This is a genomic window from Arthrobacter sp. AZCC_0090, assembly GCF_014207375.1.
Classification (GTDB): Bacteria; Actinomycetota; Actinomycetes; order Actinomycetales; family Micrococcaceae; genus Arthrobacter.
Window position 1 is genome coordinate 37,425 of sequence record NZ_JACHEE010000021.1, and the last position, 18,936, is coordinate 56,360.

17 protein-coding genes are annotated in these 18,936 nt (G+C 63.6%); 6 read left to right on the forward strand and 11 right to left on the reverse strand.

The genetic code is table 11. The features are described from left to right. The first annotated feature begins 3 nt into the window (after nucleotides 1-3). Together HNP00_RS22295 and bcp are read left to right on the forward strand one after the other, a co-directional pair. Entirely contained in the window at nucleotides 4-723 is a 720-nt protein-coding gene (locus HNP00_RS22295) for a winged helix-turn-helix domain-containing protein (RefSeq protein ID WP_184741900.1), read from the forward strand. A 67-nt stretch (nucleotides 724-790) separates the two neighbouring features. Next, nucleotides 791-1,258, forward strand: a complete 468-nt coding sequence (gene bcp / locus HNP00_RS22300; protein ID WP_184741901.1) for a thioredoxin-dependent thiol peroxidase — start codon at nucleotides 791-793, stop codon at nucleotides 1,256-1,258. A gap of 131 nt (nucleotides 1,259-1,389) precedes the next feature. Here bcp and HNP00_RS22305 read toward each other — a convergent pair whose 3' ends face one another. The 5 genes from HNP00_RS22305 to HNP00_RS22325 all read right to left on the reverse strand — a co-directional run bounded on the left by HNP00_RS22305 (nucleotide 1,390) and on the right by HNP00_RS22325 (nucleotide 7,426). Beyond that, nucleotides 1,390-3,009, reverse strand: coding sequence for an amidohydrolase (locus HNP00_RS22305; protein WP_184741902.1), 1,620 nt, complete (start codon nucleotides 3,007-3,009; stop codon nucleotides 1,390-1,392). 191 nt (nucleotides 3,010-3,200) lie between these two features. Further along, nucleotides 3,201-4,799: a thiamine pyrophosphate-binding protein gene (locus HNP00_RS22310; protein WP_260405126.1), complete on the reverse strand. Its 1,599-nt coding sequence runs from the start codon at nucleotides 4,797-4,799 to the stop codon at nucleotides 3,201-3,203. Between the two features lie 25 nt (nucleotides 4,800-4,824). After that, the gene (locus HNP00_RS22315; RefSeq protein ID WP_184741903.1) at nucleotides 4,825-5,583 is read right to left on the reverse strand and encodes an amino acid ABC transporter ATP-binding protein; all 759 of its coding nucleotides are present in this window, start codon (nucleotides 5,581-5,583) and stop codon (nucleotides 4,825-4,827) included. 5 nt (nucleotides 5,584-5,588) lie between these two features. Continuing rightward, complete coding sequence (locus HNP00_RS22320; protein ID WP_184741904.1) at nucleotides 5,589-6,485, reverse strand: amino acid ABC transporter permease; 897 nt, start codon at nucleotides 6,483-6,485, stop codon at nucleotides 5,589-5,591. Next, nucleotides 6,482-7,426: an ABC transporter substrate-binding protein gene (locus HNP00_RS22325; RefSeq protein WP_184741905.1), complete on the reverse strand. Its 945-nt coding sequence runs from the start codon at nucleotides 7,424-7,426 to the stop codon at nucleotides 6,482-6,484. Before HNP00_RS22325 ends, HNP00_RS22320 begins: the two co-directional genes overlap by 4 nt. 186 nt (nucleotides 7,427-7,612) lie before the next feature. On the opposite strand from HNP00_RS22325, the gene HNP00_RS22330 reads away from it, so the two are divergent. The 3 genes from HNP00_RS22330 to HNP00_RS22340 all read left to right on the forward strand — a co-directional run bounded on the left by HNP00_RS22330 (nucleotide 7,613) and on the right by HNP00_RS22340 (nucleotide 10,947). Then, nucleotides 7,613-8,293, forward strand: a complete 681-nt coding sequence (locus tag HNP00_RS22330; protein ID WP_184741906.1) for a TetR/AcrR family transcriptional regulator — start codon at nucleotides 7,613-7,615, stop codon at nucleotides 8,291-8,293. A gap of 82 nt (nucleotides 8,294-8,375) precedes the next feature. Further along, the gene (locus HNP00_RS22335; protein WP_311770654.1) at nucleotides 8,376-9,695 is read left to right on the forward strand and encodes a M20/M25/M40 family metallo-hydrolase; all 1,320 of its coding nucleotides are present in this window, start codon (nucleotides 8,376-8,378) and stop codon (nucleotides 9,693-9,695) included. Nucleotides 9,696-9,735: 40 nt separating this feature from the next. Then, complete coding sequence (locus HNP00_RS22340; protein WP_184741907.1) at nucleotides 9,736-10,947, forward strand: PLP-dependent aminotransferase family protein; 1,212 nt, start codon at nucleotides 9,736-9,738, stop codon at nucleotides 10,945-10,947. 156 nt (nucleotides 10,948-11,103) lie between these two features. Here the strand turns inward: HNP00_RS22340 and HNP00_RS22345 are convergent, their stop codons facing one another. The 5 genes from HNP00_RS22345 to HNP00_RS22365 form a co-directional block, all read right to left on the reverse strand. Then, the gene (locus HNP00_RS22345; RefSeq protein WP_184741908.1) at nucleotides 11,104-12,777 is read right to left on the reverse strand and encodes an amidohydrolase; all 1,674 of its coding nucleotides are present in this window, start codon (nucleotides 12,775-12,777) and stop codon (nucleotides 11,104-11,106) included. A gap of 43 nt (nucleotides 12,778-12,820) precedes the next feature. Beyond that, a complete protein-coding gene (locus HNP00_RS22350) occupies nucleotides 12,821-13,819 on the reverse strand; it encodes a C-terminal binding protein (RefSeq protein WP_184741909.1) in 999 nt (332 codons plus the stop codon). Further along, nucleotides 13,809-14,615 carry an amino acid ABC transporter ATP-binding protein gene (locus HNP00_RS22355; RefSeq protein WP_184741910.1) on the reverse strand — a complete coding sequence of 269 codons (807 nt, stop codon included), beginning with the start codon at nucleotides 14,613-14,615 and terminating at the stop codon, nucleotides 13,809-13,811. The genes HNP00_RS22350 and HNP00_RS22355 overlap by 11 nt, the downstream gene beginning before the upstream one ends. Further along, nucleotides 14,612-15,346, reverse strand: coding sequence for an amino acid ABC transporter permease (locus HNP00_RS22360; RefSeq protein WP_184741911.1), 735 nt, complete (start codon nucleotides 15,344-15,346; stop codon nucleotides 14,612-14,614). The genes HNP00_RS22355 and HNP00_RS22360 overlap by 4 nt, the downstream gene beginning before the upstream one ends. Before the next feature lie 63 nt (nucleotides 15,347-15,409). Next, on the reverse strand, nucleotides 15,410-16,330 hold the full coding sequence (locus tag HNP00_RS22365) for a transporter substrate-binding domain-containing protein (RefSeq protein WP_184741912.1): 921 nt from the start codon (nucleotides 16,328-16,330) through the stop codon (nucleotides 15,410-15,412). A 224-nt stretch (nucleotides 16,331-16,554) separates the two neighbouring features. On the opposite strand from HNP00_RS22365, the gene HNP00_RS22370 reads away from it, so the two are divergent. Beyond that, entirely contained in the window at nucleotides 16,555-17,481 is a 927-nt protein-coding gene (locus tag HNP00_RS22370; RefSeq protein WP_260405131.1) for an Lrp/AsnC family transcriptional regulator, read from the forward strand. Between the two features lie 202 nt (nucleotides 17,482-17,683). Here the strand turns inward: HNP00_RS22370 and HNP00_RS22375 are convergent, their stop codons facing one another. Beyond that, on the reverse strand, nucleotides 17,684-18,778 hold the full coding sequence (locus HNP00_RS22375; protein WP_184741914.1) for an alanine--glyoxylate aminotransferase family protein: 1,095 nt from the start codon (nucleotides 18,776-18,778) through the stop codon (nucleotides 17,684-17,686). Between the last annotated feature and the right edge of the window lie 158 nt (nucleotides 18,779-18,936).

Below are 18,936 nucleotides of genomic sequence, written 5' to 3' on the forward strand. Positions count from 1 at the left end.
GCCATGGCCGTCAACGTCCATGCCCCGTATGGGCAACTGCCCGCACGGCTCAACGCCTCGCGGCACCAGACCGTCCGGCCTTCCGCGCTTCGGCCCGGTTTGCACCCGCGCGGCCTGGCCGTGTGGGTACAGCCCGGCGAAGGCCGCTCGATCGATCCCGAGGTTTGGGCCCGGGCCGCTGAAGCGGTCCTGGCCCGGGCACGCAAACTTGCTCCGGGGGCGGAAGTCCTCCTTTGGCCTGCCGCCGGAGCGGCAACATCCGGCGCTTCGGCGTCCGGTCCTTCGGCGCACGGCGCCGAGTCTTCTGGTTCGGCCGCGTCCGACGGCGGCACTCCGCCGGAGGCGTCCGACGCCGGAAACCGCCCTGCCGCTCCGTCACCTGTCTCCCTGGCTGGCCGGCGCAGCAGTGTGGCAGTGGACCTGGCCGCGGACACCGTTCTCCTGGACGGTGTCCCGGTCAGTTTCACGGCGATGGAACACAGCCTTCTGCGTTACCTCGTGGAAAACCTGTCCCGACCCATCCCACGTGAAGAATTGCAACGTTTTTTGGAGTCACTTGACTGTCCCGGCGCGGCATTTCGGTCGATCGACGTGTATGTTGGACGCGTCCGGCGCAAGCTGGGCTCGGCCCGCCATGTCATCGCCACAGTGCGTGGAGGCGGCTACCAGTTCGTGCCCGGACCAGGCTCCACAGTCCGCGGACCCGCGGAATACTGCATCTAGGCAGCCCGTTACACCTATAGATTGATCGCCGGCCACGGCGGTTGCCCGACAAGTCAAGGATCGCAACATGACCCAGAAACTCCTCGCCGGAACCCAGGCCCCCGATTTCGCACTGCTTAACTCCGAAGGTCAGAAGGTCTCCCTGTCGGACTACCGTGGACGCAACGTCATCGTGTACTTCTACCCGGAAGCCGCCACCCCTGGCTGCACCACCGAGGCCTGCGACTTCCGCGACAGCCTCTCCAGCCTGCAGTCCTCCGGCTACGAAGTCCTGGGCATCTCCCCCGACGCCCCGGAAAAGATCGCAAGCTTCGCCGGCGACTACTCCCTGACCTTCCCGCTCCTCTCCGACGAGGACCACGCAGTGGCCCTGGCCTACGGCGCCTGGGGCGAGAAGCTCGTGAACGGCGAAGTGGTAGACGGTCTGGTCCGATCCACCGTAGTGCTCGACGGCGAAGGCAAGGTCAAGCTGACCCAGTACCAGGTCAAGGCCCAGGGCCACGTAGCAGCACTGAAAGCCGAACTCGGGCTGTAACGCTCGCTCACATATAAGGCCGTTCGGCGTGACGCTCGCTCGGATATAAGGCCAAATAGCGGAACCCTCCTGCAGTTCATGATCTGCAGGAGGGTTCTGTGTTTTTCGCTCATACGTGAGCGAGCGTCCGGTTAGTTGCCGCCGGCGGTGTTCCAGGCCTCCTCGGACACGGGGATCCACCACTCCCGGGCTTTGCCTTCCCCGATGTATTCGGGCCAGCGAAAATCCGTCGGCGCGCTGAAATCGGGAGGAAGCAGCGGTGCCACCGCACCGCGGCGGCGCTTCTCGGCGTCGAACTCTGCTTTGGCCTCCACCAGCACCTCCGGCGAGTTGAGCAGATCCAGCACCATGCCGGCGATCATTTTGCCCGTCGCCGTGATGGTGGGGTCAATCGTCTCCGGTATTCCACCCATGGCGGTCATCGCCCAGCCCGGGTACGGGGTGCCCTTCTCGTTCGGCGCCAGCGTGGGCCGTGCCGTGTAAAAGCGAATGGTGGGCGCGTACCAGGTCATTTCCACATAGTCATCGCTGGTCCAGTTCTGCTGGGTTGCCGGGATGTGGCGGCGCAGCTCTGCTTCGGCGTCCCGCGGGGTGATGAGCTCGGCCGTTGCCGGATGGAACGGATTCTCCATGGGCTCCACCCCGCAGGATGCCTGAATCTCACGTCCGATCTCCCTGGCCCGCTCATCCAATACCGGAGCGCCCACGGCAGCGATGTTCTCCCACGCCACTTGGGCCACAGTGTGGTTGGCGATGCCCGGACGGTTGCGGGCTACCCAGCGGGAACTAACGCTGCAGTGCGATGCAGCCGCGGCGAGTTCCGCGTTGCGATCCAGCACCGCCAGCACGGAGTCGGCCTCGGCGAGGCTCGGGCAGCGCCAGGAGTACTGGATCTGGGCCAGCCCCGCCGGCTGGTTGTCCGCCGTCGCCTGCCCGGCAGTGAGGATCGCTTCCGACAGCGACCAACCGCCCGCCTGCGGCAGCATGGAGTCCTGGGTGGTTTTGGTCAGCGAGAACATCGTGAACAGGGCGGCGTCCGCTCCCGGTGCCCGGGCGGCGGAGTGCGACGACGGGATGGGACTATCGCCGTAAGTGTTGTTCCAGCCCTCGGGGTTGTCGCATGTGAAGGTGTAGATCTTGCTGTAGTACGAACCGCAATGAGTGTCCCAACGCGCGGTGTTGCACAGGGGCATCATGTAGAACGGGTGATACGAGATGATGGCATCCAGGTTGTCATAGTAGCCGCGCAGGCCGTGGACCACCTTGGATCCCTGGACCTTTTCGGCCGGTTCGCCCGTGTAAACCAAGGTGCCTGGGATGTTGTGCCGTTCCATGGTGTCTTTCGCCGCGAGGAAGCCTGCGAGCGTCGAGATGCCAAGGGCCGAATGCGGATCGGTGTGGCCCGGAGCGAATCGCGACATCCCGGCACGGGGTTCCCGCTTGGTGGACGCCGCCTGGCAATTGCCCGGGATGGCATCGTATTCGGCATAGCCAAGTATCCTCGCGCCGGGACCGGCGGGACTTGTCCACTCGGCGGCGAACGCGGTGGGCATGCCCCCACTTCCCTCCTCAACCGTGAAGCCATACTCGCGAAGCGTTCTCACATACCAGGCGCACGACTCGTACTCGCGCCATGCCGGTTCGGCCAGTTCCCAGATATTCGTGTGCCAGGCGGAAAGTTGCTCCTTCTGCTGCTCCACCCACCCCCATGCCGCGGCCTTCAACTCGGCGTTATTGATCGTCCCGCTCATCGTGTTCCTTCCTAAAGTCGTACCGGTCCAAAACTGTTCCCAGACACACCGCCCTCCCCCGGCGACCCTCGCTCACATATAGGGGCTTTCCGTCGGACGCTCCATCGCTTGCTTAAAGAAAGTGAGCGAGCGTCCGCCCACGGGCCGTCAAAGGTGAGCGAGCGTCCACGGGATGCCGAGGTGACGGGAGGTTACTGGATGCTCACGTGGATGAGGCTCGGCCCCTTGACGGCGAGCGCCTTGGTGACCACTCCGGCGAGCTCGTCGAGGGATTCAACGTTGAACGCGGTCAGTCCGAAGCCCTCGGCGAGGAGTACCCAGTTTGGCTGGGTCAGGTTCACGCCGACAGGGGCCAGGTCCCGGTCCTCCATGTTTTGCCGGATTTCGCCATAGCCACCGTTGTTGATGCAAATGATGGGCAGGTCCACGCCCTGTTCCACGGCGGTAATGAATTCCTGGACAGCAAACATGAGCGCACCGTCGCCGATCAGGCCCACCACTGGACGATCGGGATCGGCCACCTTGGCGCCAATCGCAGCAGGCAGCCCATAGCCCAAGGTGGCGTACGCGGGGGTGTACAGGAGCTGGCGCGGCTGCTGCATGGGGAAGAAGGACGTGGTCCCGAAGTACGTGATCTGCGAGGAATCGCCCGCGATGACCGTGTCCGCCGGCAGAACGGCCGCAATGATCTCGTTGATTTGTGCCAGCACGGGCGCCATGGAACGGGCTTCCGCCTGCAGCTCGGCACGGAGCGCAGACAGCTCTGGCACCCCAACAGGAGAATGTCCGGCGAGCGCCGCGAGCAGTTGGGGCACGACGGCGGACGCGTTGCCGAGGAGCTCGACATCCGGCGCAACGTTGCACTGCAGCTGGGCTGGATCGATGTCGATGCGGATGCAACTCCCCTGCGGCACGATCTTGCCGCCCCACAGCTCTGACTCGCCCACCTTGGAGCCGATCACCAGCAGCGCGTCCGAGGAATTGCACAGATCCTGTGCCGCGGCGAGCCGGATTTCCGAGCCAAGGGACAAAGGATGGGCTTCCGGAATGGCACTCTTGCCATTGATGGTGGTCACCACGGGGGCTTGCAGGAGCTCCGCGAGTTCGAGCAGCGCGCCGCCCGTTCCGAGCGATCCGCCCCCGGCCAGGATTACCGGATTCGATGCCCGACGCAGGATGTCCGCGGCGGTCGCGACGGCGTCGTCGGCTGCTGTTTTCGGCGCGCCCAAGGGGCGGGCCTCGAGGGCGGAAGGGTCGACGTCGGAGGCAGACTCCAAAAGATCCAACGGGATCTCGATGTGGACCGGACGCGGCCGCCCGTGCTCGAAGAAGGCGAAGGCTTCGTGAATCAACTCGACAGCTTCGCTGCCACTGGACACGCGCGTGCTTCGCCCGATCAGGGCGCGGACCGCGCCGGTGGGGTCCTTGGTCTCATGCAGCAGCCCGATGTCCGAAAATTCGCTGCCGCGCGGCGCGCCCGGGGACAGGATGATCATGGGCCGGGACTCGCAATAGGAAGTAGCCGCGGCGGACATCGCGTTCAGCAGGCCGGGACCGGAGGTGGTGATCACGACGCCGGGAAGCCCCTTGAGCTGGCTCCATCCGTCGGAGCCGTACCCGGCTCCTTGCTCGTGGCGGGTGGTTACCGGGCGGATGCCGAGCGGCTCAAGGTGACGGTAGAACTCGAGGTTGTGAGTGCCCGGGATTCCGAAGATCGCGTCGATCCCGTAGTTCCGCAGCGTGGTCATGACGGCAAGGCCGACGTTGTTGGTAGGGATGGAACTGGTCAAGGTGGGAATCCTTTGAACGTGGGGCCTAGAGAACTTTGGAGAGGAACGCCTTCGTTCGCTCGTGTTGGGGGCGGGAGATGATCTCGTTGGGATCGCCGGCTTCGACAATGATGCCGCCGTCCATGAACGCCACGACGTCAGCCACTTCGCGGGCAAAGCCCATTTCGTGAGTCACCACGATCATGGTCATACCGTCGCGGGCTAGGGCTTTCATGACGTCGAGGACTTCGCCTACGAGTTCGGGATCGAGCGCGGAGGTGGGCTCGTCGAAGAGCATGAGATCGGGTTTCATGGACAGAGCCCGGGCAATGGCCACGCGTTGCTGCTGGCCGCCGGAGAGCTGAGCCGGATAGTGTCCCGTGCGGTCGGCGAGGCCTACCTTGGCCAGGAGCTCACGAGCTTCGGCCTCGGCTTGGGCCTTGGGAACCTTGAGGAGTTTGACGGGACCCATCATCACGTTTTCTAGGGCCGTCATGTGGCCGAAGAGGTTGAAGGACTGGAACACCATGCCGATCCGGGAGCGGCGCTTGTTGATGTCCTTCTGGTGCGCCTCGATGAGCCTGTCGCCATGGACCTCGTAGCCGATCATGCGGCCACCCACGAGAATGGTTCCGGAGCTGGTGGTTTCGAGGTGGTTGACGCATCGAAGTAGCGTGGATTTGCCGGATCCTGAAGGGCCGATCAAGCACGCCACTTGTCCCGATTCGACCGTGAAGTTGATGCCTTTGAGGACCTCCATGCCGGAGAAATCCTTGTGCACGTTGAGAAACTGGACTTCAGACATTGCCGCTAAGCCTTTCGTGCCTGGATGTTGTTGCCGCGGGAGTACCGCTTCTCAATGCGCGCCTGGACGAGCGAGAGGATGGTGGTGAGCAGGATGTACCAGAGGCTCGCCACGATCAGCAGGGGGATTTGCTGGAGGTTGCGCGCGTAGATCTGCTGGGCGTTGTAAAGCAAGTCTCCGACGCCGATCACGATCACCAACGAGGTGGTCTTGAGCATGGAAATGGTCTCGTTGCCCACCGGCGGAAGGATGATCTTCATGGCCTGCGGGATGACCACGTGGCGCAGGGTTTCCATCCGGCTGAAGCCCATGGCGTGGGAGGCCTCGGACTGTCCCGCGGGAACGCCCATGAGGCCTGCACGCACGATTTCGGCCATGTAGGCGCCTTCGTTCAAGCCCAGGCCTAGGATGCCTGCCACGAAGAGCGGCAAGACGTCGTTGGTGTTCCATTCCACCAGCATTGGACCGCCGGGGATGCCGATCCCGATGGTGGGGAACAGAACGGCGGCGAAGCCCCAGAAGAGCATCTGCACCATGAGCGGCGTGCCCCGGAAGAACCAGATGTAAGCACCGGCAACACCACGCAGGAGCGCGTTGTCCGACATCCTCATGACCGCGATCACCAGGCCGATCACGAGCCCCAGGACCATGGCAATGACTGTGAGTTCAATGGTGGTCAGGAGGCCGTTGAGGATGCGGATATCGAGCAAGTACTTGGCGACTGTGGGCCAGCCAAACCCGGGGTTGGTGACGATGACGTAGGCGCCCATCACAGCGAAGAGCCCCACCACCACCATGGCGATCAGTTGTCCGGGCCGCTTGCGCTTGAGCACGGGCCGCGACGCCAGATCCGCGAAGTCATGCCGTGCCTCGACGGCTATTGGCAGCTCGGACACGGTCATGACCCCACCGTCGGGTTGATCTCAGACTTGGTGACGATGCCGGACTTGAGGTTCCAGGCCTCCATGATCTTCGCGTAGGTGCCATCATCCATGAGGGACTGGATCCCCGCCTGGAATGCCTTGGACAGGCCGCCGTCGTCCTTGGGGCTCACCACGCCCGACAGGGATGGTTCCACGAGGATGGAGTCCACGGAAGTGAAGGCGTCCGGCTGCAGCTGGGCGTAGTAGCCGGTCAGTGCGTTGTCCGCCACGAGTGCCTGGGCACGGCCCGATGCCACAGCCTGGTTGACGTTGTCCTGCTGGGGCAGCAGGAGCGAAATCGGCTTGTCCTTGCCGGCGTCGGCGCACTTCTTGTCGAAGGACGGGAGGACGCTCAACGCCTGGGTGGTCCCGGTCTGGGCCGCTACGGTCTTGCCGCAGAGGTCCAGTTCCGAGTTGATGCCCAGAGGATTGCCTTTCTTGACCATGACGGACGTTCCTCCGCGCATGTAGCTGACCATGTTGACCTTGTCCTTGCGCTCGTCCGTGATGGAGAAAGCGGCCCAGGAAGCGTCGTAGCGGCGGGCCTCGATACCGGCCAGGATGCCGTTGAAATCGGCCTTTTCGATGTTGATGGTGACGCCCAACTTCTTCGCGACGGCCAGGGCCATGTCCGGTTCGAGACCGACGATCTTGCCTTGGTCATCGGTGAAGTCGATCGGGGCGTAGGTGGGGTCCGTCACGAGAGTCAGCGAGCCCTTGCTCTTGATCGCAGCCGGGAGCAATGCCTGGACCTTGGAATCGGGTTTCACGGCCTGCGCGAGTTCCTGGCCGCTCTGGCTGCTTTGACCGCTGGCCGATGCATTACCGGATGCGGTCGCGGCCGCACCTTCGGTGTTGGAGCAAGCCGTTGTCAACACCAAGAAACTGATGGCTGCCGCTGCCACGAGCGAGCTTTTCACGCCTTTGCGCATCATTTGTGGATCTCCGGTTCGAGTTGGGTTGAAATAACAATATGTTCAACTTATTGTGAGATGAGTAACAACGCGTGTCAAGGGACCATGGCAACATCGTGGAGAGATGACTAAGGGCAACCACAAGGCGCCCCACCTGGACCAGCGCGACCAGACAAACGAAGGAGCAACGGCATGAGCGAGACAAACCCGGGCCGCCGCACACGAAGCGTCACAGCGGAAGCTATGGCCGAACGCCGGCAGAGCATCCTGCACCATGCATCGCAGGTGATCTCTCGCCAAGGCGTGGAGGGTTGCTCCTTCGCCGGACTCTCCGAGGCCTCGGGCTTCAGCATCGGGATGATCCAGCACTACTTCCGGCACCGGGAGAGGTTGATTGGTGCCGCAGTGGAGTACCGTATCGACGAGTCCCTCGCCGAATGGCAGCGCATCTACGATCACGGCAGCAACGCGGTGGAACGCTTGCACGATCTCCTGACCTTTTCCATTCAGAGCGACACCCCATTCGAAGAAGCCTGGGGTTTCTGGCTGCAGATCTATGCCGCAGCCCACAAGAACTCCGAGATCCGGGACAGCGTGGCAGCAGTCTGGACTTCATGGCGCGGCCTGTTCGTCCGGGCGCTCGAGGAGGCCGTGGACGAGAAACTGATCCAGCCAGCCATCAATATTGACGAAGTTGCCACCCTTCTTTTGGCAACGATCGATGGACTCGCGATCCAGTCCCTGAACGGGGTCCACAGCTTCGCACCCGCCGAGATGATCGAAACGCTGCACCGCTTCGCGGCCCGGGAATTCGGCATCGACGCCGAAGAATTCATCCTCAAGAAGCGTTCCAAACTCGCGGACGCGCACTAAGACTCGCGCCAACTCGCGCGCTGGAAGGGTGCGCGATTTGCGCGCCGGAACGCGCGGATTGAGCGCAACGAAAGGACCATCTGTGGGGGAACATCACGACGCCATGGCCGCCGAGGCCGTGGAGTTTTGCAGCGCACTCATCCATATCGACTCCACCAACACCGGCGATCCCGCCACGACCGGCGACGGCGAATCGCGCTGCGCCGAATACATTCAGTCCTTGCTCGCGGAGTTCGGTCTCGAAGGCGAATTGCTCGAAAAAGCTGCCGGCCGCGGCAACCTGGTGGTCCGGATGAAAGGTAGCGACCCGGATGCTCCGGCCCTCTTGGTGCACGGCCATACGGACGTCGTCCCGGCCAACCGTGCGGACTGGACCATGGATCCGTTCTCAGGCGAGGTCAACGACGGTTTCGTGTGGGGTCGCGGTGCGGTGGACATGAAGGACATGCTTGCCATGACCGTTGCCGCCGTCCGCCAATTACGCCGCGAAAATTTCGTGCCCCAGCGGGACATCGTTTTCGCTTTCGTTGCCGATGAGGAAATAGCCGGCGAGTTCGGCGCCCAGTTCCTGGTGGACGAACACCCTGATCTGTTCCATGGCGTCACTGAAGCGATCGGCGAAATCGGCGGCTTTTCCCTCCAGGTTCGCGACGACCTGAGGCTCTACCTGCTGGGAGTCGCGGAAAAAGGGGTCGCGTGGGCAACCCTGACCGCCCGCGGAACCACAGGCCACGGTTCCATCGTCCCCAACGGAAGCAACGCCGTCGCACGCCTTTCCTCCGCCCTTGCCCGCATCTCGGAACACAAATGGCCGGTGGTCCGGAGTGCCTCGCTCTCCGCGCTGGTGGAGCAGTTGGGTGGGGCCCTCGGCCGCCCGCTCGATATCGAAAGGCTCGACGACGAACTCGCTTCCCTCGGTTTGCTCGCCGCTATGCTCCTCCCGGGCTTGCGTACCAGCACGGTTCCGACGCAGTTCTATGCCGGATATAAGACCAACGTGGTTCCCGGAACTGCCACCGCCACTGTCGACTGCCGCATCGCCCCGGGCACCGATGACGAATTCAAGAAACAATTCATGGATCTCTTGGGACCCGGCATCGAGGTGAGCTGGGAAGACGGCCGTTCGCTCGAAGCACCAGCCCGCGGTGCACTCTTGGAGACCATGCAGACGGCGATCACCGCCGTCGATCCCGCAGGGAAGGCCCTCCCGTTCGTCATGTCCGGAGCCACGGACGCCAAAGCCTTCTCGCAACTCGGCATCAATTGCTACGGCTTCTCGCCTTTGCGGCTTCCCGAAGGCTTTGACTTCGCGGGAATGTTCCACGGCATCGACGAACGCGTCCCCGTTGCGGCCATCCACGCGGGCACTCGCATCCTGCACCGATTCCTCAGCGCACAGTAACCATCCTCAAGCGACTAAACCAAACCACCGAAGGACCACCATGACCACCACAGCAGAGCTTTCCCATACCGGCCGGATGGCCAAGCGTGCGGCCGGCTTCCAGCCCTCCCCCGTCCGCGCCGTCTTCGATGTATCCATGCAGCCAGGCATGATCTCCCTTGCCGGCGGCAACCCCTACTTGCCCGTACTGCCGATGGAGCGCATCGCCGCGATGGCCAGCGACGTCGTCATGCGCCGGGGGCTGGAGGCCCTGCAGTACGGCTCCGGCGCGGGAACTGAGGAACTGCAGGCCCTGATCTGCCAGGTCATGGAGCTTGAGGGCATCAACGCAGCCCCGGAAAATGTACAGATCACGGCGGGCTCGCAAATGGCCTTGGAACTGGTGACCAAGCTCTTCTGCGATCCGGGAGACGTGGTGATCGCGGAAGGCCCAACTTACGTGGGCGCGCTCGGCGTGTTCGAAGGCTTCCAGGCCGAGGTGGCCCACGTCGCCATGGACAACGACGGCGTCGATCCGGACCGCCTCCAAGACGTCATTTCCGGGCTCAAAGCCGCCGGCAAGACCATCAAGTTCTTCTACACGATCCCCAACTTCAACAACCCCTCCGGCATTAGCCTTTCGCTGGAACGGCGGCAACGGGTTGTGGACATTTGCCGAGCCGAAGGCGTGCTGATCGTCGAGGACAACCCCTACGGCCTGTTGAGCTTCGACGGGACGCTCAAGCCCGCCATGCACTCACTCGACCCGGAAAACGTGTTCTACTTGGGCTCGTTCTCCAAGATCTTCGCCCCCGGCCTGCGCGTTGGCTGGGTGGTGGCACCTCAGGACGTGCGTGGTCGTCTCCAGATCGCCTCCGAAGCCACCACTATCTGCCCCTCGGTCTTGAGCCAGCTGGTGGTGGAGCAGTACATCAGCAGTTTCGATTGGCGGGACCAGATTGCCGCTTACAGTGCCGTGTACGCCTCGCGCTGCAAGGCCACGCTGGACGCCTTGGCCGCCTATATGCCCGAGGGAACCCAATGGACCACGCCGACGGGTGGCTTCTTCACCTGGGTCACTTTGCCCGAGGGCATTGACACCGAGCACGTGCTCGCCGCGGCGATCGAGGCAGGAGTCGTGTTTGTCCCAGGCAGTGCGTTCTACGCCGACGGCGATGGCAGCAACCAGCTCCGCATTGCCTTCTCGTATGCCCCGGAAGATCAGCTCACCGAGGGAATCAAGCGCCTCGCGGAGGCCATCCGTCGGGCCTAGGTCTTCCGCAGGCACAGCAAAACCCCGACGGCGGCACTCACCTGGAGTGCCGCCGTCGGGGTTCCCTAACCTCCCCAACACGCCGGAAGGCTACGGGATCGCCGGAAGGCTCCGGCGAACCGGCAGCTTTCCGGCGATCTGGTGCAGGGCGCCCCGTCAGAGCGCGTACGCCCGCACGCCGTTGACCCAGGTCTCCACAACCTCGATGCTGCTGATGTCGCCTTCGGGCGCCTCCAACGGGTCAGCGGCGAGGATCACGAAGTCGGCCAGCTTGTCCGGCTCCAGGGAACCGAGGTCCTTCTCGCGCCCCATGGCCCGTGCACCGTTGATGGTGTGGGCGCGGAGGGCTTCAACGACGTCGATCTTGAGATCATCCGAGCCCAACTGGACCCCGGAGCGGGTCTTGCGGGTCACGGAGGTCTGGATGGCTTCCAACGGCCGCGGATCGGCCACGGGAGCGTCGGAGCTCATGGTCACCGGCACTGCTGCGGCCACGAACTCGCCGAGCGGGTTGAAGCGCTCGCCCGGGGACCCGATGGCATCCGTGACACCGGGACCCCAGTTGTAATAGTGCTGCGGCTGGTTGACGGGCATGATGCCCAGCTCGGCCATCTTGTCGATCTGTTCCAGTGTGGGCAGCCCGCAGTGCTCGATCCTGTGCCGGTGGTCGGCTCGTGGCGAAGCAGCCACAGCCTCGCTGACGGCGTCCAGTACCAATTGGATGGCCGTGGGCGACTGCGCGTGGGTTGCCGTCTGCAGCCCGGCGCTGTGCGCTTTGGCAACCAACGCCCGGTACTCGGCCGGCTCGTGATATAGCGAACCGGTGCGGCACGGATCGTCGCGGTAGCCCTCCGGGAAGTACGCCGTCCAGCCGCCCAGGGTGCCGTCCGCATAGAGCTTGATGCCGGCGAAGGAGAGGAGGGAATCGCCGAATTTGTCCACGAGACCCAGTTCCAACACCTCGTCCAACAGGCTCGACAGGAAGTAGGCGTTGATGCGAGTCACCAATTCGCCCCGCTCCACGAGGTCCAGGTAGGCGCCGAACTCGCGCTTGGTCACCTGGGCGTCGCCGATCGTTGTGACGCCGTGGCTGAGGAACTCGCGCTGGGCATGCAGCAACTGAGCTCGGTGGTGTTCCTTGCTGTCCCCGAGGTGGAAGTTGGGTCCGTGATGCCCCAGCTTGACGCCTTCGTCTCCCGTGAGGATGTCGCAAGCGGCATCGGAGAGTTCACCGGTCAGTTCGCCACGGGCGTCCCTGAAGAAGGTTCCGCCTGGCGGATTGGGGGTGTTGCTGTCCACGCCTGCCTTCGCGAGCGCGTACGAGTTCACCACTCCGCCGTGCCCGCTCGCGTTCATGACGTACACCTCGCGCGTGGTGGAGACGGTGTCGAACTCCTGCCGGGTGGGGTGGCGTTGCTCGGCAAGGTTGCGGTGCTCGTAGCCGTAGCCCCGGATCGGGGTGTCCCCGGGATTGTCAGCCGCCGCCTTCGCCAGCAGTTCCAGCATGGTGGGGATGTCCGGCGCTGCTTCCGGCCCACAGTCCACCCAGGACAGCAACTGTCCGTACATCAGCGGGTGCGCGTGCGGGTCGATGAAGCCGGGCACCAACGTGCGGCCCCGGAGGTCGACGACGTCGGGCACCGCCGTCGTGAGCTTAAGCGCCGCATCGCGGCACTCGTGGGGCGTCCCGACGGCGGCAACGCGGTTGCCGATGACGAGCATCGCCTCCGCGACGGAGTTCAGGGAGTCGACGGTCCGGATGCGGCCGCCGTAGAACAGTGTTGCGGCGGGGGCTATGGGGGAAGTTTCATGGGATGCCAGGAATGACATGGGAAAGACCTTTGCGTGTTGAAGTTTGCGGTGCAGCCGGTGCTCAGCGGGCGGGTTCCAGCTCGAACAACGGAGTGTCCGGTGCACCCGTGCGGGCTTGCGAGATGACGTTCTGCGCCTGGATCCTGACGTATTCGGCCAGCGTGTGGTCCGAAAGGAAGCCGACATGCGGCGTCACCAGGATCCGAGGGTGGCCTATGAGCGGGTGGTCGGCAGGTGCGGGTTCGACGTCGAGCACGTCCAGCGCCGCTCCACGAATGTGGCCGGAGTCGACGGCCGCGCGGAGGGCATCGTTGTCGATCAGCTGACCGCGGCTGACGTTCACCAGATAGCTCCCCGGCCGCATCGCCGCGAGGCTCTCAGCGTTGATGACGTGGTGCGTTTCCTCCGAGAGCGGCATGTGCAAAGACACGACGGCGGACTCGGCGAGGACGTCTTCCAGGCCAGTCCGGCGGATGCCCGCTTTCGCCAACATTTCCCTCGTGGCTGGGATGTCCGGGAGGTAGGGGTCATAGCCGATGACCTCTCCGAAGACGCTGGAGGCGAGCTCCCCGAGGCGGCTGCCGATCCGCCCGAGCCCAATAAGCCCCAGCCGCTCCTGGCTGAGCCGGAACACGGTGCTTTCCGGGCGGGTGTTCCAATCCCCTTCGGCCACGCGTCCCTGGAAGAACGGGATTTCTCGCGTGACCGCCAGGGCAAGCGCAAGCGCGTGCGAAGCAACCTCCTCGGTGGCGACCCCGGGAAGGTTGCTGACCCAAATGCCGCGCTCCTTGGCGGCATCAAGGTCGACGTTGTCGAAACCCATCGAGACAAGGGCAATGATTTTCAAGCCCGGGATGGCGTCCATGACCTCCGCAGTCACCGTGGCGTAGCCGACCAGCAGGGCTTCTGCTTCCTTCGCTTGCTCCGCGATGACCGCGGGGTCCTGGGTGCCGAGATACCGGACCTCGTAACCGTTGTTTTCGAGCAGGGCGGCGCCGGCCGAGTAATCGAGGTCTTCCATGTCCGTATAGACGGCGAGCGGGCGGTGCTTAGTGGACATGGCTCAAGAACTTCCTGGTGCGTTGGTGCTGGGGGTTGTCGAAGAACTCGTCCGGAGTAGCCTGCTCCACGATCACCCCACTGTCGAACAGGGTAACTTCATCAGCTACCCGCCGCGCGAAACGGACCTCGTGGGTGACCACGATCATGGTCATGCCGTCGTTGGCCAGGCTTTCCATGACGTCCAGGACTTCGCCCACCAGTTCGGGGTCCAGAGCGGAGGTTGGCTCGTCGAAGAGGAGGACGTCGGGGTTCATCACCAAAGCACGGGCGATGGCTACACGTTGCTGCTGGCCACCGGAAAGCTCCGAGGGGAAATGTCCTGCCCGGTGCGAAAGCCCCACGCGTTGGAGCATCGCCATCGCCTGTTCCTCGGCTTCCTTGGGATGGACGCCCTTGACGGAAGTTAGCCCGAGCATCACGTTGCGGCAAGCTGTCAAATGCGGGAACAAGTTGAACTTCTGGAAGACCATGCCAATATTGCGGCGCTCTTTGGCGAGCTCGCGTTCCGGCAGGGCCACGGCCCCTCTTGCTTTCTCGCGGACGCCGATGCGTCGCCCGCGGAGGCGGATCTCGCCGTCGTCGGCTGGCTCAAGTAGCGCCATCAGGCGCAACATCGTGGACTTGCCGGAACCGGAAGGACCCAGCACCGCTTTGACTTGTCCCTGGTGGATATCGAATTCGACCCCACGCAGGACGTGCTGGTCCTGGTAGCTCTTGTGGAGACTCCGCACGCTCAGTACGGGATCGTTGGTGGACCAGGTTTCCTGTTTGAGTTCCGGGCCGCTGTGGGTCATGACTGCACTCCTTGGCCGACTGGTTCCAGGACGGAAGGCTTCTTGGATTTGGACCGTGAGGTCCAGACGAATTTCCTCTCCACATAGCTCTGGAGAAGCGTCAGAAGGCTGACGATGATGAGGTAGTAGACGATCGCCGCGGCGTAGTACTCGGCATAGCGGAACGTGATGTTCACGCCCACCTGCGCCGTGGTGAGCAATTCCTGCAAGGAAATGACCGAGGCCAGCGAGGAGAACTTCACCAAGCCGATGAACTCGTTGCCAGTGGGAGGCAGTGCCGTGCGGATGGCCTGCGGCAGGACAACTTTGAGCATGACCTTGACCGGAGACATTCCAAGAGCGCGGCCGGCCAGTGCCTGGCCTTCGTCGATGCTGAGCAGTGCCGAACGGATGATCTCTGCCATGAAGGCGGCTTCCACGATGCCCAGGCCGATGAACGCGGCAATGAACGGGGAGAACCAATCCTGGCGCAGGACGGGGAAAAGCTGCGGCAAGGCGTTCCAGATGATGAGCAAGACAAGCAGCGCGGGGATGGCCCGGAAGAACCAGGTATAGATTCCTGCGACGCCTTGGGCTATCCGGCTGCGGGACGTGCGTCCCAGGGCAACGGCAAAGCCGATGGCCGTGGCCAGGACAAGTGAAAGCACCGCGACGGCGACGGAGAGGAAAGCCCCGGACACGTAGCTAGGGTTCACGAGTTGTTGGACGAAGATGTTGACATCGAACTCCATCACCAACTCCTTTCGCGTTAGGGGGCGGGGGCCGCAGCATGGTTGCGGCCCCCGCGGGGGCGGCTAGGGGACGTCGACGATCGTGGGATCGAGCTTGTTGTCCTTGGCGATCTTGGCCAGGGTGCCGTCCTGGTGGAGTTCCTTCAGCCCCTGCGCGATGGCGGGAGACAGCGGATCGTTCTTGCGGGTGAACACGCCGAACGTGGTGTCCGCGGGGAAGACTCCCGGGGCCACTGTGAGCTTGCCGTCGTTCTGGGCTGCCATGTAAGCGGCTGCCACATTGGTCTCGATCAGGGCCTCGGACTTGCCGTTGAGGACCGCAAGCACGGTTTCAGCAGTCTTGGGGTATTCGGTGAGCTTGGGCTCGTCCTTGCCGGCCTTCTTGCACTCATCCTTGAGCGCGGTGATGCGCGCGGCGTTGGCGGAGGCACTCTGCGCTGCGACGGAGTGGCCGCACAAGTCCAGCGCCGTCTTGTAATTCCCGGCGCTGCTTGGTGCCGAGAGGATTGCGGGTCCGGCGTTCATGACGGCTGAGGCGTCGGCGACGTCCAGCCGGGCCTTGCTCATGTACAGGCCGCCGAAAATTGCGTCGCAGCGGCGGGTTTGGAGTCCCGGCATGAGGCCATCGAAGGTGGTCACTTCGAACTTGGCATCCACGCCCCAGTGCTTGGCCAGCGCGCGGGCGGCATCGGCGTCGAACCCCACGATGTCACCGCTTGAGCCGTTGGCGTAGTACTCGAGCGGCGCGTATTCGGGGTCGATACACAGGGTGAGCTTGCCGCTCGAGGCGAGTCCCTTCGGCGCGGTGGCCGATGCTGGGCCCGTGGAACTGGGGGAAGCTGCCGCGGAGCAGCCGCTCAACAACAGGGCCAACGCCGCGGCCGCCAAGGCGGGTTTCGTGATCTTGAGCATGTGCAGATCTCCAATGACTGTTGGGGTCGCGTGGAAACGCGAGTCGGAGTACGCCGATGTGGCGCTGATCACGATGCTAGCGAATATCCTGCGTTAATCAAGCGAATCCGTTGTTTAATACTGATGTGACACAGTTTTTGTACGGTGATGATGACTTATTGATCCAAAACACTCGCCCATCGCTTGACTCGTGAAAGTATTGATTACGACGGCGGCGCTCGGGCCGCCGGGGCGCCGCACCCCCGGTTCAGCGTCCGTTGCCGCGGCCCAGAGACAAGGCGGTTATTGTGAAGACCATGCAAGATCTGGACGACAGGCTGATCCGCCTGCTGCAGGCCGATGGCCGCGCCTCGTTCAGCGAGCTGTCCAAGCAACTGGGCGTGACGCGCTCTGCGGTGACGGCCAAGGTCAATGAGCTCACGTCATCCGGAGAGCTGCGGATTGTCGCGGCAGTCCATCCGCGCTTGCTGGGCCTGACCGCCGTCGCACACATCTCCATCCAGCTCAACGGATCCGCACGCGCGGCCTTGGACAAGTTGAGCCAGCTGGACGGTGCCGTCTTCGCTTCCCTCACCACGGGCCGGTATGGCATCATCGCCGAGCTCCGCTTGCCGACAGTGGAAAGGCTCTACGAAGACGTGGAGGCCATCCGCCTCTGCGAGGGCGTGGCTGCCGTGGACGTACTGATGTACAAGGAAGTTGTCCGCAGCCTCTTCCTCGGCAAAGAGCCGCCGGATCCCCAACTGGAGTTGGATCAGACTGACCTTCTCATCATGAGTGAACTGCAGGTAGACGGTCGACTCGGCTTCGAAGCCCTCGGTGAACGGATCGGACTCTCCGCCAGCGCCGCCAGGATCCGGGTCCTTCGCCTGCTCGAAGCCCGCGTCATGCAGATCGGCCCCATCCGGAGCCGCTCCGGCTCTTCCCGATCCATGGCCTTTGGCTTCGGGATCTCGACGGCGGCCGGAACCGAGGAAGCAATCGACTTCTTCGCGGCGACGCCGGGCGTGGAATTCATCGCCAGTTGCCTTGGCCGGCATGACCTCGTGGCTACCGTGGGCGTCAGTTCCCTGGACGAAATGTACGAAGTCCTGGACAAGGCGCGGGCCATGGAATCCGTAGCAAGCGTGGAGTGCTGGCTGCACCTGAAAATCGTCCAGGAACGATACGCCAAGCCCCTCGACAAGATGCTCGCCATGAAGGCCCAGGCGAACGGACACTAGCCCCTCCCGGGCCGACGCTCGCTCACATATATGGTCTTCCGGGCCGACGCTCGCTCACATATCGGGCCAAAACAAAGAACCGTCCTGCAGATGATCTGCAGGACGGTTCGGCACTTTCTGGTCATACGTGAGCGAGCGTTTAGGAATTGGCCGTCATACGTGAGCGAGCGTTCAGGGTTTGCCCCCCATCGGTAAGCGAGGATCAGGCTTTTGCGATCGCTTCTTCGAGCGCGCCAAGGACGAGCTTTACCGAGGCCCTATTCGCGTTCGGGCCCATCGTGCCGATCCGCCAAACCGTCGACGTAAACGCACCGGCCCCGGATCCGATCTCCATACTGAAGTTCTCCAGTAGGTAAGCGCGAACCGCAGCCGAATTGACGCCGTCGGGCACTTTGACAGTGGTGAGGCTTGGCAATCGAGAACCCTCCGCGGCAAACAGCTCCAATCCCATCGCTTCAAGGCCATCTCGCAACTCGGCCCCGGCGGCGCGGTGCCGCGCCTGAACAGCGGCGAGACCCTCGGCGAGGATGCGGTCCAGTCCGGCTTCGAGCCCGGCGATCATGGTCACTGGCGCCGTGTGGTGATACGTCCGCCTGCCACTCGCCGCGCCAACATACCCACCCAGAAGGCCGATATCCAGATACCAGGAGCGTGGCTCTTTGATGCGCCGCTCGAAAGCGCGCTCGGACACCGTGAAGGGGGACAATCCAGGGGGCACTCCCAGGCACTTCTGCGTCCCGGCGTAGCCGACGTCGATCCCCCACTCGTCAGCCAACAGTTCCAGTCCACCGATGGACGTCACCGCGTCCACGATCAGCAGGGCGTCGCCTTTGCCGGCGCCAAGGGGCCCGACGTCGGACAGAACACCTGTGGAGGTTTCGGCATGGACGGCGGCAATCACCTTGGGATGCGGGTGCGCGGCGAGTACCCGCTCCGCATCCACGGGTTGGCCCCACTCGTGATCGACGCGCACCACTGTGGCGCCGCAGCGCCGCGCAACCTCGCACATGCGCTCCCCGAAAAGGCCGTTGACGGCGATCACCGCGACGTCGCCGTCGGACACTGCATTAACAAAGGCAGCTTCCATGCCGCCCGAACCCGTGGCGCTCAACGGCAAGGTGCGGGCATTCCGGGTCCCCCATACTGTCCGGAGCCCGGCGCATGTCCGATCCAGGCGTTCGATGAACACGGGATCCAGATGGCCGATCACCGGATAGGCCAACGCGGCGGTCACTTCCGGATAGCAATTGCTGGGACCCGGTCCGAAGAGATACCGGGAAGTCAGGACCTCTGGCATGGCGGAACTCCTTTGGCTCGTTGCTGACATTGTCCACCAGACTGCAAAGGTGAGCGAGCGTTTCGGGCGGGTTCAGGGGGTCGTTGCAACACCTGAGTGATTGGTGGGTGTTGTGGTGGGTGTTGGTCGGCCTGAGGTGTTGCGTGAGGTTGTGCGGG

Excerpts from the sequence above, each read along its gene's own strand:
- HNP00_RS22295 (WP_184741900.1), top strand. The coding sequence starts at position 4 with ATGGCCGTCAACGTCCATGCCCCGTATGGGCAACTGCCCGCACGGCTC.
- bcp (WP_184741901.1), top strand. The coding sequence starts at position 791 with ATGACCCAGAAACTCCTCGCCGGAACCCAGGCCCCCGATTTCGCACTG.
- HNP00_RS22305 (WP_184741902.1), bottom strand. The coding sequence starts at position 3,009 with ATGAGCGGGACGATCAATAACGCCGAGTTGAAGGCCGCGGCATGGGGG.
- HNP00_RS22315 (WP_184741903.1), bottom strand. The coding sequence starts at position 5,583 with ATGTCTGAAGTCCAGTTTCTCAACGTGCACAAGGATTTCTCCGGCATG.
- HNP00_RS22320 (WP_184741904.1), bottom strand. The coding sequence starts at position 6,485 with ATGACCGTGTCCGAGCTGCCAATAGCCGTCGAGGCACGGCATGACTTC.
- HNP00_RS22330 (WP_184741906.1), top strand. The coding sequence starts at position 7,613 with ATGAGCGAGACAAACCCGGGCCGCCGCACACGAAGCGTCACAGCGGAA.
- HNP00_RS22340 (WP_184741907.1), top strand. The coding sequence starts at position 9,736 with ATGACCACCACAGCAGAGCTTTCCCATACCGGCCGGATGGCCAAGCGT.
- HNP00_RS22345 (WP_184741908.1), bottom strand. The coding sequence starts at position 12,777 with ATGTCATTCCTGGCATCCCATGAAACTTCCCCCATAGCCCCCGCCGCA.
- HNP00_RS22350 (WP_184741909.1), bottom strand. The coding sequence starts at position 13,819 with ATGTCCACTAAGCACCGCCCGCTCGCCGTCTATACGGACATGGAAGAC.
- HNP00_RS22355 (WP_184741910.1), bottom strand. The coding sequence starts at position 14,615 with ATGACCCACAGCGGCCCGGAACTCAAACAGGAAACCTGGTCCACCAAC.
- HNP00_RS22360 (WP_184741911.1), bottom strand. The coding sequence starts at position 15,346 with ATGGAGTTCGATGTCAACATCTTCGTCCAACAACTCGTGAACCCTAGC.
- HNP00_RS22370 (WP_260405131.1), top strand. The coding sequence starts at position 16,555 with ATGCAAGATCTGGACGACAGGCTGATCCGCCTGCTGCAGGCCGATGGC.
- HNP00_RS22375 (WP_184741914.1), bottom strand. The coding sequence starts at position 18,778 with ATGCCAGAGGTCCTGACTTCCCGGTATCTCTTCGGACCGGGTCCCAGC.